Annotated in this window: 11 protein-coding genes; 5 read left to right on the top strand and 6 right to left on the bottom strand. The window is 69.6% G+C overall.

Going from position 1 to position 13825, the window contains the following annotated elements; all coding sequences use genetic code 11:
• The first annotated feature begins 16 nt into the window (after nt 1-16).
• From Q0654_RS20680 to Q0654_RS20670, 3 genes are all read left to right on the top strand, one after another.
• Nucleotides 17-418 (top strand): thioredoxin family protein, encoded by a 402-nt coding sequence (locus Q0654_RS20680; RefSeq protein ID WP_298856936.1) that lies wholly within the window; start codon nt 17-19, stop codon nt 416-418.
• Nucleotides 419-577: 159 nt separating this feature from the next.
• Nucleotides 578-1306: a cytochrome c biogenesis CcdA family protein gene (locus Q0654_RS20675; RefSeq protein ID WP_298856934.1), complete on the top strand. Its 729-nt coding sequence runs from the start codon at nt 578-580 to the stop codon at nt 1304-1306.
• A 353-nt stretch (nt 1307-1659) separates the two neighbouring features.
• Nucleotides 1660-3138 (top strand): amidohydrolase family protein, encoded by a 1479-nt coding sequence (locus Q0654_RS20670; protein ID WP_298856932.1) that lies wholly within the window; start codon nt 1660-1662, stop codon nt 3136-3138.
• Nucleotides 3139-3692: 554 nt separating this feature from the next.
• Here the strand turns inward: Q0654_RS20670 and truD are convergent.
• A complete protein-coding gene (gene truD / locus Q0654_RS20665) occupies nt 3693-4733 on the bottom strand; it encodes a tRNA pseudouridine(13) synthase TruD (protein ID WP_298856930.1) in 1041 nt (346 codons plus the stop codon).
• On the bottom strand, nt 4730-5212 hold the full coding sequence (gene ispF, locus Q0654_RS20660; protein ID WP_298856928.1) for a 2-C-methyl-D-erythritol 2,4-cyclodiphosphate synthase: 483 nt from the start codon (nt 5210-5212) through the stop codon (nt 4730-4732). Before ispF ends, truD begins: the two co-directional genes overlap by 4 nt.
• A 168-nt stretch (nt 5213-5380) precedes the next feature.
• On the opposite strand from ispF, the gene Q0654_RS20655 reads away from it, so the two are divergent.
• Nucleotides 5381-6748: a hypothetical protein gene (locus Q0654_RS20655; RefSeq protein WP_298856926.1), complete on the top strand. Its 1368-nt coding sequence runs from the start codon at nt 5381-5383 to the stop codon at nt 6746-6748.
• A 6-nt stretch (nt 6749-6754) separates the two neighbouring features.
• Here Q0654_RS20655 and Q0654_RS20650 read toward each other — a convergent pair whose 3' ends face one another.
• Nucleotides 6755-7420, bottom strand: a complete 666-nt coding sequence (locus tag Q0654_RS20650) for an SOS response-associated peptidase (protein ID WP_298856924.1) — start codon at nt 7418-7420, stop codon at nt 6755-6757.
• 439 nt (nt 7421-7859) lie between these two features.
• Here Q0654_RS20650 and Q0654_RS20645 point away from each other — a divergent pair, with 439 nt between their 5' ends.
• On the top strand, nt 7860-8552 hold the full coding sequence (locus Q0654_RS20645) for an amino acid racemase (protein ID WP_298856922.1): 693 nt from the start codon (nt 7860-7862) through the stop codon (nt 8550-8552).
• 150 nt (nt 8553-8702) lie between these two features.
• Here the strand turns inward: Q0654_RS20645 and Q0654_RS20640 are convergent, their stop codons facing one another.
• From Q0654_RS20640 to Q0654_RS20630, 3 genes are all read right to left on the bottom strand, one after another.
• A complete protein-coding gene (locus tag Q0654_RS20640) occupies nt 8703-11009 on the bottom strand; it encodes a bifunctional serine/threonine-protein kinase/formylglycine-generating enzyme family protein (protein WP_298856920.1) in 2307 nt (768 codons plus the stop codon).
• Between the two features lie 214 nt (nt 11010-11223).
• The gene (locus Q0654_RS20635) at nt 11224-11589 is read right to left on the bottom strand and encodes a VOC family protein (RefSeq protein ID WP_298856918.1); all 366 of its coding nucleotides are present in this window, start codon (nt 11587-11589) and stop codon (nt 11224-11226) included.
• 116 nt (nt 11590-11705) lie between these two features.
• On the bottom strand, nt 11706-13784 hold the full coding sequence (locus Q0654_RS20630; protein ID WP_298857310.1) for a 3'-5' exonuclease: 2079 nt from the start codon (nt 13782-13784) through the stop codon (nt 11706-11708).
• Between the last annotated feature and the right edge of the window lie 41 nt (nt 13785-13825).

Genomic DNA, 13825 nt, shown 5'->3' with positions numbered 1-13825 from the left:
CTCATCAGGATCCGCCATGTCCCCACTCATGCCTGCCGTCCGCGCGCTGCTCGTGCTCGCGCTGATCTCGATCGCGGGCCTTGCCAAGGCCGACAGCCGCTTCGAAGCGTTCACCGCTGAACGTTTCCAGGTCCTGCAGGCCGAAGGCAGGACCGTCGTCATCGACGTGTGGGCGCCGTGGTGCCCGACCTGCCGCAACCAGGCGCCGAAGCTCGAGGCCCTGTTGGCCGAGCCGGCCTTCGCGGAGTTCGCGGGGCTGAAGCTGCATTGGGACGATCAGCGCGAACTCGCCAAGCAGCTCGGCGCACCGCGACAGAGCACCGTGTTCGTGTTCAAGGGCAGCGAGCAGCGCGCGATGAGCGTGGCCGAGACCGATCTCGACCGCCTGCGCGAGGTGTACCGCACGGGCCTCGAATAAGGGAGCACGCGCTCGGGCGGCCGCAGCAGCGCCGCCCCTGCGAACTGCGCGATCTGGTGGCGCGCCGAACGTGTTTGCGTTCGTCTGCCGCGCCTTGTCCGAACGGCTTGATCCGCCTTCGCCAGGGCGTTCGGACTCTTCTCAATCTCCGGATTCGACATGGATCTCTCGCTGACCACACTCGGCCTGGCCAGCATCGCCGGCCTGCTGACCACCCTGTCGCCCTGCGTACTGCCGATCCTGCCGATGGTGGCGGCGTCGGCCACTGGCCGTAGCCGCTGGGGCCTGCCGGCGCTGGCGGCGGGGCTGGCGCTGGCCTTCACCCTGATCGGCGTTACCCTGGCGCGCAGCGGCGATCTGCTCGGACTCGACGAGCGCACCCTGCGCACCGCCGCCGGCCTGCTGATGCTGGTGCTGGGCGTGGTGCTGCTCAGCGCACGCCTGCAGGCCGCACTGTCGGGGCTGCTGTCGAAGCTCGGCTCGCTGGGCGGTAACGCCGCCGCCGGCATCCGCAGCGAACACCCGGCCGCACAGTTCGGCGTCGGTGCCCTGCTCGGCGTGGCCTGGAGCCCCTGCGTCGGCCCCACTCTGGGCGCAGCGATCGCACTCGCAGCCACGGGTGAAGGCAGCGCTCAGGCCGCCGTGGTGATGGCCATGTTCAGCGTCGGCGCGGTGCTGCCCTTGATCGGCGCCGGCCTGCTCTCTCGCCAGGCCTTCACCCGACTGCGCGATCGCGCGCTCAGCGCGGGCGGCATCGGCAAGGCAGTGATGGGCGCCAGCCTGCTGTTGGTGGGCGCGCTGGTGCTGAGCGGCCTGGACAAGGCGCTGGAGGCCTGGTTGCTGGATGTGGGGCCGAGTTGGTTGACGGAGTTGAGCGTGCGGTTCTAGCGCCAGCAGCCTTCACCCAGCCGGCAGCGACTCTGCGCAAGCGCCTTCGTGCTTCAGCGCTGCCGTACGCCGAGCGGAACAGGTGATTCCCGCGCAGCGCAATAGGGTGGGCCCTGGCCCACCGCGACTTGAGCATCGCCTTGTTTCCACCGAGAGAGTGGGGGCGCCTGATACATCGCTGTCGGCGGCAACACGGACCTAGGCGTGGCATGCACCGGGGTAAGCGTCTAGCGTTCGGTGGGCCAGGGCCCATCCTATTGGCCTCGTCTACCGCGCTACCCGGGACCATCGACACTGGCTGCTGCAGCGCGATCGGCGCGGCAATAGGGCCCACGCCAGACGGAGTCATCGCCATGTCGAAGCGCACACCCTCGAATCAGGACCCGGAAGGCCTGCGCCTGCCGATCAAGCTGGACAGCGCCAGCAACGGCGAATTCGTGCCGGTGCCGCTGGCACCGCACCACCTGCGCGCGAATCGCCTGGCGCTGGAGCAGGCCACCCAGCATGCGCGGCGGCTGGGTCTGCGGCGGCGCGAATTCATGATCTCGGCCTGCGGCGCGGCCAGCACCCTGCTGGCGATGAACTCGGCCTTCGCTGCCGCCGGCAAGACCGGCGGCCACTATGCGCTGCCGACCGAGGCAGCGCTTGACGAAGCCGCCGCGCAGTCGGTGTTGGCCGGCAAAGAGTTCATCTTCGATGTGCAGGGGCACTTCGTGAACCCGACCGGGGCCTGGACGCGGCGCCTGCCGGAGGGCGCGCGGCCGCTGGCGAGCTTCGAGGCGCAAAGCTGCGCCGCCGCCTCGCTGCCGGGCAATCTCGACCGCCTGCAGTGCTTCGGGCCGGACGCCTTCCTGCGCGACATCTTCATGGACTCCGACACCGACCTGATGGTGCTGAGCTTTGTGCCCAGCACCCGCGAGGGCGAACCGCTGACGATCGAAGAAGCCGCTGCCACCGCGCGCATCGTCGAGACGATGCAGGGCACCCATCGACTGTTCCTGCACGGCCGCGTCAACCCCAACCAGAAGCACGACATCGAGGACATGGAGCGGCTGGCGCGCGAGTTCGGCATCAGCGCCTGGAAGACCTATACACAGTGGGGCCCGGACGGCTCTGCCGGCTTCTGGATGGACGACGAAGTGGGCCTCGCGATGATCGAGGAGGCGCGTCGACTGGACGTGCGCACCATCGCCATCCACAAGGGCCTGCCGTTTGGCCCGCGCAGCTACGAGCACAGCACCTGCGCCGACATCGGCCGCGTGGCCAAGCGCTATCCGGACGTCAACTTCCTGATCTACCACTCGGGCTTCGTCACCGACAAAGCCGAAGGCCCCTACGACCCGCAGCGCACCGACGGCATCGATGCGCTGATCACCTCGGTGCTGGAGGCGGGCCTGGGGCCGGGCAGCAATGTGTATGCGGAGCTGGGCTCGACCTGGCGCTTCCTGATGCGCGATCCGGATTCGGCTGCGCATGCGCTGGGCAAGCTGTTCAAGCACCTCGGCGCAGGCAATGTTCTGTGGGGGACGGATTCGATCTGGTACGGCAGCCCGCAGGACCAGATCCAGGCTTTCCGCAGCTTCCAGATCAGCGAGGAGTTCCAGCAACGCTACGGCTACCCGGCAATCACGCCGGAGATGCGCGCGCAGGTGTTCGGACTCAATGCGCTGAAGATCTACCGCGTGCCGCAGGACGTGCTGGACAAGCACATCCAGGGCGACGCAGTCACCGCTGCGCGCGAGAACTACCGCAACGCGCCGGACCCGGCTTTCCGCACCTACGGGCCGAAGACGCGGCGCGAGTTCATGAACTTCCTGGCCTGGGGTGGGTAGCGGGTTTGTACTGATCCCTTGTAAGCGGCGAACGGGGCCTGAGGTGTTCTTCACAGGCACGGCGTCGTTCATTGTCGTTGGTGCGCGACACGCGCACGCTACGATTTCCAGAGACGCCTTCGCTCGAATGAAGCCACAGCACTCGATCGCATAGGGTGCGCCTGTGGCGCACCACGTCGGAGCCACTCAGCTCCCGCCCCTGGTACGCGTCGTGGCCTGGCGGGCGTTCCGTTTCCTCGATTGCGATCCGTGTCCACGGCGATCGGCGAGGGCATCGCGTCATTCGCAGCTGTAGGTGCGCGACACGCGCACCCTACGATTTCCAGAGACGCCATCGCTCGAACGAAGCCGTAGCGCTCGGTCGCTTAGGGTGCGCCTGTGGCCCATCACGTCGGAGTCACGCGACGCCCTACCTCGGGTGCGTGCCTTGGCCTGAGCGGCGTTCCGTAGCCTCGATTGCGATCCACGTCCGCGGCGATCTGCGCGGGCACGGCGTCTTTCGCAACTGTAGGTGCGCGACACGCGCACCCTACGACCGCGCCGTGTTGACGGATCTACTCCCCGCCGCGCCCGGCAGCGTCGCTGATCTCGCCCAGCGCTTCCAGCACGCTGGTCGCAAACGCGCCGGCCGGCAGGAAGAACTCGATCTGCAGGGTCTGCGCATCCTCGAACTGCCACTTGAGCTCGCGCACCGGCAGGCGCAACGCGCGGCGCTCCTGCTTGAGATCGACGGACTCGAGCCCCGCGCGCAGAGCCTCGAACAGCGCGGCGCCGCGCGTCTCCAACTCGGCGAGCCCGTCCGCACTGCGCAGCGCTCCGGCACCCCACAGCGGCCCGGTCGGGTGGATGTCCATACGCTGCGCGCGCTCGATGAGCTCAGGCGTGATCGGCTCGGGCCCGAACACGCTGTGGCTGCCGTCGAGCATGCAGACCTCGCCCTCGACCAGCCGATCCCAGTCACCGCGCTGCACGCGTGCGCCCAGCACCGCGTTGAAGATCGCCGAACGTGCGGATGAGAGCAGGATCGAGCGCTCCTCGCGGTCGACGCGGCGGCCGGCGAACATTGCTTCGGCGGCCTGCAGGTTGCGGCCGTCGCGGCCGAAACGCTGGGCGCCGAAGTAGTTGGGCACGCCGCGCGCGGCGATCTCGGCGAGGCGCTGCTCGATGGCCTCGCGCGCGCCGTCCACGCCGCGCAGGCGCAGATGGAAGCGGTTGCCCTTGAGTGCGCCGCGCGGCAGCTTGCGGTTGTGCCAGATCTGCTCGATCAGCACGGCTTCCGCGTCTTCAAACGGGGTCGCCGGCGCGATGCGCTTGGGCAGGTGCAGGCTGAACCACTGGCGGGTCACCGCATGGCGATCCTTCAGCCCCGCATAGCCCACGCCCATCGGCGCGATGCCCGCCCACTTGGCGAGCTGCTTGGCGATCCAGGCGGTGTTGGCTTGGCGCTTCTCGATGCAGACGAACAGATGCTCGCCGCCGCCGCCCGGGGCGAAGCCCAGCACTTCATCGACGCGAAAATCCTCGGGCTGCTCGCGGATGCGCGCGCTCAGCACCGCTTCACCCAGCGCGCGCGGCCGCTCCGGCACCGCGCTCATGCGCCCAGCTTCTGCAGCAGGGCCACGGCCTGGGCGGCGATGCCTTCCTCACGGCCGGTGAAGCCCAGCTTCTCGCTGGTGGTGGCCTTGACGCTGACGGCGTCGCTGTCGATCTCAAGATCCGCCGCCAGATTCGCGCGCATGGCTTCGATGTGCGGCAGCAGCTTGGGCCGCTCGCAGACGACGACGGTATCGACATTCACCACCGCCCAGCCGCGTGCTTTCAACATCGCCAGCACGGCGCGCAGCAGGTCGCGGCTGTCCGCGCCCTTCCAGCGGTCGTCCGAGGGCGGGAAATGCTTGCCGATATCGCCCAGCGCCAGGGCGCCGAGCAGGGCATCACACAAGGCGTGGATCAGGACGTCGCCATCGGAGTGGGCGACGATGCCGCGGCCATGCGCGATGCGTACGCCGCCGAGAGTCACGAAATCGCCGGGGCCGAAGGCGTGGACGTCATAGCCGGTGCCGATGCGGAACATGGTGCCTCGCAGGATCGTGTCGGCCGCGCATGGTCCGGCATGCGCCCCACGGGGGCAAGCACGCAGGCAGTGGGATCATCGACTGACGAGATCGACGCGCTTTCGCCGATTCAGGGGTTGAAGCGCGGCGGGATCAGCCTGCCGCGCGGCCTTCCCGGATAGACAGACATGCACATGACATCCGCAATCCACGGCAACGCCCCGAAGGCGGCCCTGTTCGGCATGGCGCTGGCCCTGCTCGCACCGATCGCCAGCGCCGGCCTGGCGCTGCGCGTCAACAGCCTGGAGGACAACAGCCCGCCAGGCGATGGCATCGTCACCCTGCGCGAGGCCATGCAGGCCATCCGCAGCGGCCAGCCAACCGATCTGGGCGACAACCCGGTCGGCACCAGCGTCATCGACCTGCGCGAGCTCAGTGGCGAAATCGAGCTGCAGAGCCTGCTGCCGCGTGTCGACCGCGCCATGCATCTGCTCGGTCCCGGCCGCGAGGTGCTGGCGATCAGCGGCGGTGCCGAAGGCGGCCTGCGCACACGCCTGCTGCATGTCCGCCAGCCGGGCACATTGACCATCGAAGGGCTGGAACTTCGCAATGGCCTGGCCCAGGGCGGGCACGGCGGCGGCGGTCAGCAGCGCTCTGGCGGCGGTGGGGGCGGTGCGGGGGTTGGCGGCGCGATCCTGGTCGAGTCCGGCGCTCTGGCCTTGCTGTCCAGCCGCATACGTAACTCTGCGGCGCGCGGTGGCAACGGCGGCAGCCAGACCCTGCCGGCCGGAAACGAAGGCGGGGGCGGCGGCGGCGGCATCGGCGGCGATGGGCAAACCGGCTCAGGCCTGGTCGGAGGCAGCGGCGGCAGCGGTGCGCCGCTGGCCAGCTTCGTGGGCGCCGGCGGTGACGCCAATCGGCCGGGCGGCAATTCGTCCGAGGGCGCGGGTGCGGGTGGCGGCAGCGGCTGCACGACGGGAATCCCCTGTTCGGCGCTGACCGCCTTCGGAGGCTTCGCACAGTTCGGCGGCGGCGGCGGCGGCGGCGGCTGGGCCCTGGTATCAGGCGGGGTCTCGCCAACCGGCGGCGATGGCGGCTTTGGCGGCGGCGGCGGTGGACGCGGCGGCCGCCTGAGCGCCAGCGATGGCCCCGGCGGCCTCGGCGGCGCGTTCGGCGGCAGTGGCGGGGCCAGCATCGCCGGCGGCAATGTCGCGGGCGGCGGCGGCGGCGGTGCAGGCCTGGGCGGCGCGGTGTTCATGCGCGCGGGCAGCCTGCTGATGGAAGACGTCGAATTCGTCGGCAACCGCAGCGAGCGCGGACTCGGTGGCAGCCACGGCAGCAGCGGCGGCCCCGGTCAGGGCAAGGCAGGCGCGCTCTTCATCATGGACGCGGCGGACGCCGTCGCGCTGCGCGTGCGCTTCATCGACAACAGCGCGACAGACGCTACCGGCGGCGGCTTCACGCCGGGCCAGGCCAGCGACACCGGCGACGTGTTCGGCGTGCTGGACAGCCTCGATCTGTTCGTCGATGGATTCGAGGCCAGCACGCCCGATTGAGATGCCTCAGAACAGGCTGTCCTGGAGGGGCGCCGGGCCCCTGGCGGGCTTCGGTGGTGCACGACCGCGCTCGACCCTGAGCACCGGCAGCTGCAGCGACACCGCAAAGGCTTCAGCTTCGAACAGGGACAGATCCAGCCACTGCCGCGCGTCTTCATGTGCGACCAGCACGGGCATGCGGTCGTGCACCTCGGCGACCTGGCCGCGCGCTTCTGTGGTCAGAATCGTGAAGCTCTCGACGGCTTCGTCGCCGCGCTGCCAGCGCTCCCACAGGCCGGCAAACAGCAGGGCACCGCCGGCGGCGGGCTCGAACAGATGCGGGATCTTGCGGCCGGCCTCGTCGCGCCATTCGTACCAGCCCGAGGCCGGCACCAGGCATCGACGCGCGCGGAAAGCACCGCGGAACACCGGCTTCTCCGCCACGCTTTCGACGCGCGCATTGAAGGTCGAGAACTTCGTGGAGGGAATTTCCGACCAGGCGGGCAGCAGGCCCCAGCGCAGGCGGGCGGCGCGCAGCACGCCATCCTCATCGGGTCGCAGCACCCAGGCCAGCGCGGTCGGCGCGATGTTCAGCTCGATACCGGGCGGCTCCCCAGGCGCCTGCACCGGCAGCGGTGAGGCCGCGGCATGGATTTCCGCCCAGGTGCTGGCGTTGGTGTAGCGACCGCACATGGAAGGCTCGGCGTGAGGCGGGCCTCTAGGCTAACGCGCGGTGCAGGAGGAGCACCGCACTGGCCGACCTGGCGCTGCGCGGCGCCGGCAACTCTGGCTTGCACGTGGGTGGCAATGCGCACCCGCTTGGATCCAAGGCCCTGCCTCCTTGCGGCTGGGCCCCCGCCTGCGCGGGGGCGACGAGGCGGGAGTTGAAAATGGCGTCGGCACTCCAAGTGTCGGCAATCGAACTGAACTGCGGGATTGGGCCTTGGGCTTTGGGCTTTGGGCTTTGCGATGCCGAAAGCACCCCGCTGCTCCGTGCGGGCGATTGCAGCCCTTCTCCCCACGGGAGAAGGTGGCGCGCAGCGCCGGATGAGGGGCCGTTCGAAGCGCGGCACGTCCCTGACCGGATCACTGCGGCACACTGCCCGGCCAACGCCACGCAGAGACACACCGCATGCGCAGACTCGGCCTGATCGGCGGCATGAGCTGGGAATCCACCGCGCTCTACTACCGCGCGCTCAACGAAGGCGTACGCGCGCGGCTGGGCGGCCTGCATTCGGCCGAACTGCTGCTGCACAGCGTCGACTTCGCCGACATCGAGGCCCTGCAGCGGGCCGGCGACTGGGCGCGCGCCGGCGAAGTGCTGGCCGACGCCGCACTGGGCCTGCAGCGCGCCGGCGCCGAAGGCCTGCTGCTGTGTACCAACACCATGCACAAGGTCGCGCCAATGATCGAAGCGCGCTGCGCCCTGCCCCTGCTGCACATCGCCGATGCCACCGGCGCTGCGATCCGTGCCGCCGGCCTCAGGCGCGTCGCGCTGCTGGGCACCCGCTTCACCATGCGCGAAGACTTCTATCGGGCACGCCTGCACGAGCGCTTCGGGCTCACGATCGAGGTGCCGGACGAGGCCACGCAGGCGGAGATCGATCGGGTGATCTTCGACGAGCTGTGCCGGGGCCGCATCGAGAAGGCCTCGCGCGCGCTGTATCGCGAGGCCTGCGCCAGCCTGCTGGATCGCGGCTGCGAGGGCGTCATTCTCGGCTGCACCGAGATCGGCCTGCTGCTGCAGCCCGAGCATGTTCCGGCACCGCTGTTCGATACCGCAGCGCTGCATGTCGACGCCGCGCTGGCCTGGGCCCTCGCCTAGGGCGAGACTCAGGCAACCCTCCCTGCCGGGCGCCAAGGAGGGGCCGCGCGCGCATCAGACCCGCACGCGCCCAGCGCAAGCCGGAGTGATCCGGAGTTCTGGCTCACTGGCGTCGGCTGAGTCCGCACCGCCCAGGATCGCTGCACAGGATCAGCGCTGCTCCAGCTCCGCTCGCGCAACCTCACGCACCAGCCGGAAGCCGACGTCGTCATAGCCATGGCCCGGATCGACGGCCACATCGCGCTCGCGATCAGGCTGCTCGGCTTCGCGGCGGCCAAAGCCCAGCAGCGGCTGGCGCTCGCAGCCGCCGACGCAGGGCGTGCTCCATTCGCGCACCTGCTCGGGCCGCACGCAGCCCGTCGGCTGGGCGCGGCAGGTTTCGGCAGCGGCTGCCGCTGGCAGGGCGGACCATTCCGCAGCGGCCGGCAGTCGATAGCTGCGCCCCTGCTGGGCTCCCAGCCACTGCGCATAGGCCTGGGCGTCGGCCAGGCTGACGCAGACCACGGGCGCACTGCCGGCCTGCTCGAAGCCCGGCGCGCTCCACAGCCGCTTGCGCAGGTTGAACGCCGCCGAGCGCACGCGACAGCTGGCGGCCGTCCGCCCCGAGGCCTGCGCGAAGGCGGCGTACTCGGTGCGGCTGACCGGCGACAGCGCAGCCGCAAGGCCGGGCTTTGCGCCGTCTGGCAGACGCAGCAGGGTCCATGCGGCTTCACCCGGCAGGCGATCGCCGACGCGGGCACTCACGATGCCCTGCGACCACTCGGGTTCCAGCTGCGCGGGGCTCAGGCCCAGCGGCGTCGCGGCGGCGCGGGCCGCGCGCAGGGCCTCCACGTCGCGCGCCTGCAGCGCGCTGCGCAGCTTCGCCCGCAGCCAGTCGAGGGCGATGCCCTCGATGCCCTTCCACGCCTCGCCCTCTCGCAAGCTGAGCAGACTCGCCAGCTCGCCCGCCGCCGCATACAGGCGCAGCTCCGGCGCATCACCGCCGCGCTCGAACGCGGTGGCGACATGCGGTCGCGCTGCGGCCAGCCAGGCTTCGCCCAGACGCGCCAGACGCGGCGCTTCGGGCACCAGCGCATGCGCGAGCTGCAGTGACTCCAGCGCGTTGTCGCCGGGCGGCTGGGTCAGACGCTGGCGCAGGATCTGGCGCTGCGCCGCGCGCAGGGCACGCTCTTCGGGCGGCAGGGCGGCTTCCGCCGCAGCCAGCGCCTCGGCTTCGGCCTGCTCCGCGGCAGCCTCCGCGTCTGAGGGCGCGTCCGTGAGCGCGATCGCGCCATCGGGCGTCGGCATTGCGTCGCCTGCGGAGATCGCAGTCGCCGCCGGCGCGACGAGCTGCGGCGCAGGCAGCTGCGCCGCAACGCGCGGCGATGCCATCGGCTGCGCCACGGGCGCAACCGCCTCGGTGACCGCCGGCGTGATCGCGGACATCGGGCGCAGACCCCAGGCCTGCAGCGCCACCACCACCGCCAGCACCAGGACGATGCAGGCCGCAGCGGCGACGAACAGCGGATTGACGCCGCGACGCCGCGCCGCAGCGGCCGGCGCGGGGACGGGCTCCGCGCGGGGCGCCACAGCCGGCGCAGCACGCGAGAGCCGCTCCGCCTCGATCTGGTCGAGCGCGGCCATCATGTGCTGCGCGCTGGTGTAGCGCTCGTCCGGCGACTTCGCCAGCGCGCGGTCGATGAAGGCCTGCCAGTGCGCCTTGGCCGCGGGCAGGCGCGGCACCGGGTCCACCGAGTGGCGCACCGCCAGCTGCAGCGGACCCTCGGCCTGGAACGGCAGCTCTCCGGTCAGCTTTTCGAAAGCGACCACACCCAGGCTGTAGAGATCGGCGCGCGCGTCGACGCGTTCGCCGCGGGCCTGCTCGGGCGCCATGTGGGTGGCGCTACCCAGCGCGAAGCCGCCGTCGGTGACGCGACTGCGGTCGCCGCGGTGCATGGCGATGCCGAAATCCGCCAGCAGCGGGCGGTCGACGGTATCGAACAGGACGTTCTCGGACTTGATGTCGCGATGCACGATGCCGCGCTCGTGGGCGTAGTCCAGCCCCCACAGCAGCGCGCGCAGGATCGCGATCAGGCGCGGCTCGTCCTCGCGCAGGTCGCGCTGGCCCAGGTGGCCGCGCGGCAGGTAGGGCATGACGAAGTAGAGCAGGCCAAGCTCGGTGCGGCCGACGTCGTGGATGCTGACGATGGCCGGGTGCTGCAGCTTGGCGATGGTGCGCGCCTCGCGCTCGAAGCGCAGCTTTCCGACTTCGTCCTTCAGGGCCGTCGGCACGATCACCTTGATCGCGACCTGCCGGTCCAGCGACTCCTGCACGCCGAGGTAGACATAGGACATGCCGCCCTGCCCCAGGCGCCGCAGCACGCGGTAGCCCGGAATTTCGGGCATGTAGGCCGTCAGCAGCTCGGTGAGCTCGTCGGGCGACAGATCGGGGGTCGGCGTGGGCGTGGGCGTGGCCATGGCGGGTACGGATCGGACTGGCGGCGAGGATACGCCGGGCGCCGTTGCAAATGTTTACCCGACAGCGCTGTCGGCGGCGTTTTGCTGAGCAGATGCGAATGCCGCCTCTCGACCCGGCGGCATTGGCAAAGCGGTTGCAGAGGGCGGTCGCGAACTGGGATGCGACCCGCATTTGCACATCCGGCCCGGCGCGATCAGGCCTACGACCGACACTTCAGACCGGATCCGACCAGACCGCGAACGCGTTGCCCCCGGGCTCGATGAAATGGAACCTGCGTCCGCCGGGAAACGAGAACACGGGTTTCGCATTCTCCGCGCCGGCAGCGACCACCTTGGCCAGGGTGTCTTCGAGGTCGGCGCTGTAGAACACGAGCAGCGCGCCGCCATTTTCCGTACGCCCCGCGAGCTTGGAGCGGAAGAAACCGCCATCGAGGCACTCGCCCGTGAATGCCGAGTAATCCGGGCCATAGTCTTCGAAGGTCCAGCCGAAGGCATCGCTGAAAAAGCGCTTGGTCGCAGGCAGGTCCTGAGAGGGGAACTCGACGTAGTTGATCTTTTCGTGCGCGGGCAGGCGTGGCACCTGGGGTTCGAATGGGGCGTCGTGATCGGATGGCACTGATCCCGGCACAGACGCAAGTTCAAGCAAGGCTGCGCGCCCCGTTTGCCACCTCCTGCAGGCCGTGCTCGCAGCGCGCTCTATGCGTCGCGGAGATCATCCAGAAACTCTGACATCGGTGCGACGCCAGTCACTAGCAGCTCCTCTCGGGCGCGGGTGCAGGCCACGTACAGCAGGTGGCGCTCTGTCGCATAGACTTCGGCGAGATCGCTGTCGTCAGTGACCTGTTCGATACGCTCCTGCGAAGGGATGACTTCGTCGTCGCAGGCCATCACGGCGACCGCGCGGAACTCCAGGCCCTTGGCCAGATGCATGGTGCAGGCCGAGGCTTTGCCGACGGTGGACTGCATGCGCTCGTCCAGCGTCACGAACGGAACTGCAGCGCGGCTCAGCGCCCTGCCCGCGCGCTCCAGCTCATCGCTTGAACGCACGATCACACCGATCTCATGCGGCTGCATGCCGCCGGCGATGTGCGTCTTAATCCAGTTGGCGACGATGTCGATCTCTTCGTCCGGCGAGGCTGCTTCTTGAACCTGCGGCACCGGCCCGTTGAACACCGACACCGTGCCCTTGCGCACCTCGACCAGCCCATCCACATCCGACACCGACTCGCCTAGCAGGCGGTCAGCGCAGGCACGGATCTGGTGCGAGGTGCGGTAGTTGACCGAGAGCGTGCGCGAACGGCCGCGCACGTCCACGCCCATGGCCTTCCATGAGAAGGGCACCTGGAAGATGCGCTGGCCCAGATCGCCTGCGAGGAACAGGGCGTTCGGTCGGTCCTTGCCGATGGCCGCGAGAAACCGCAGCTTCGCGATCGAAATGTCCTGCGCTTCGTCGACCACGACATGCTCGAACGGCGGGTGCGGTCGCGTAGCGAACAGCGCGGCCAAGCGAGTGAACACGCCCGCCATCGAAGTCATGCCATCCGCCGCGATACCGCTGCGCGTCGTATCGAACACCTGCCACAGCGTTTGCCGCTGCGCGTCCGACAGCCGCGTCTTGCGGCCCAACCGCTTCACGTCGCGGTATTCCTCCCAACTGGAAAGCTGCCAGGCGTCCACCACCTGTTCCCACTCGTTGAACAGAAACGGCAGGCCGAAGCGCAGATCGGGAATCTGCGCAGCGGCCTTGCTCAGTCGGTCGCGCAGGTCTTCTCGCGCGAGCAGCCGCACGGGGCCGATCTGGGTTTCGTGCAGATGAATGCCGGCGGCATCCATGGCCAGCACATCAATGCGTTCGCCCAAGCGCGGCTCTGCGCTGATGAGGCGGCGCAGCTTGGCGCGCAGGGCATTGGCCAGGCTGACCGAGAATGTGGTGAGCAGCACGCGTGCGTCCGGGTTGCTACGGGCCAGATGCGCCGCACGATGCAGGGCCACGATGGTCTTGCCCGTACCGGCCGAACCCGACACCCGCGCAGGGCCGGCGTAGTCTCGCTCCACCAGCTGCCGCTGCTCCGGGTGCAGGAAGATCGTCCACTTGTCCCAGGGCGAAGACAGCGCACGCTCCAGTTCCTCGACGCTGGAGACCACGCGGAAGCGGCGCTGTGCGTCCGGGTGCTCGAAGGGGCTGGCGCTTGGCACCGCGAGCGATGCGGCCTTGGGTTCACCGCCGGTCGCCAGCTCCAGCAGGGCTTCCGCCGCTTCCGCCGGCAGATGGTCAACCAGATCAAGCAGCGAGTCTTCGGTGGCCTGCCTGACATCCCCCATCCACTCCGGGGGTACGCCAAAGCCGAGCAACAGTTGCTCCGGCGTCGACGCAAACAGGGCCGGCTTCGCCACCGCCACCGGCGCATCGACGTATCGGGGCACCCGCACTTCTTCGACACGCTCGCGGATCTCGACGAACTGCGCCGCGCCCGTCTTGGGGTGCACGTCGAGCTTGCGACGCTCCGCCCAGCGGTACGCGCGGTCGTGATGATCGACGTAGCACAGCAGCAGGCTGCTGTTCGAGCGGTGCACGATCAGCCGTATGTCCGCGCTCACCCGCACCGACCAGAAGTTGCTGTCGCGCGCGTTGTCGAGCTTGTGGAAGCTCATGCCAGGGTTGGCAGGGTTCAACTGCAGATCGAAGGCCGTCGTCTTGACGGCCTTTTGCTCGTCGCCGGTCAGGCGGGCGAGGCTGTCGGTGAAGGTGTCGGCGATTCGGAAGTGTCTTGCCACCCAGTTCCCTTGGACCCGCTCATCCCGGATTTGTGTAAGTC

This window comes from uncultured Aquimonas sp. (assembly GCF_937888285.1).
Classification (GTDB): Bacteria; Pseudomonadota; Gammaproteobacteria; order Xanthomonadales; family Xanthomonadaceae; genus Aquimonas.
This window is presented reverse-complemented; position numbering and strand designations above follow the sequence as displayed.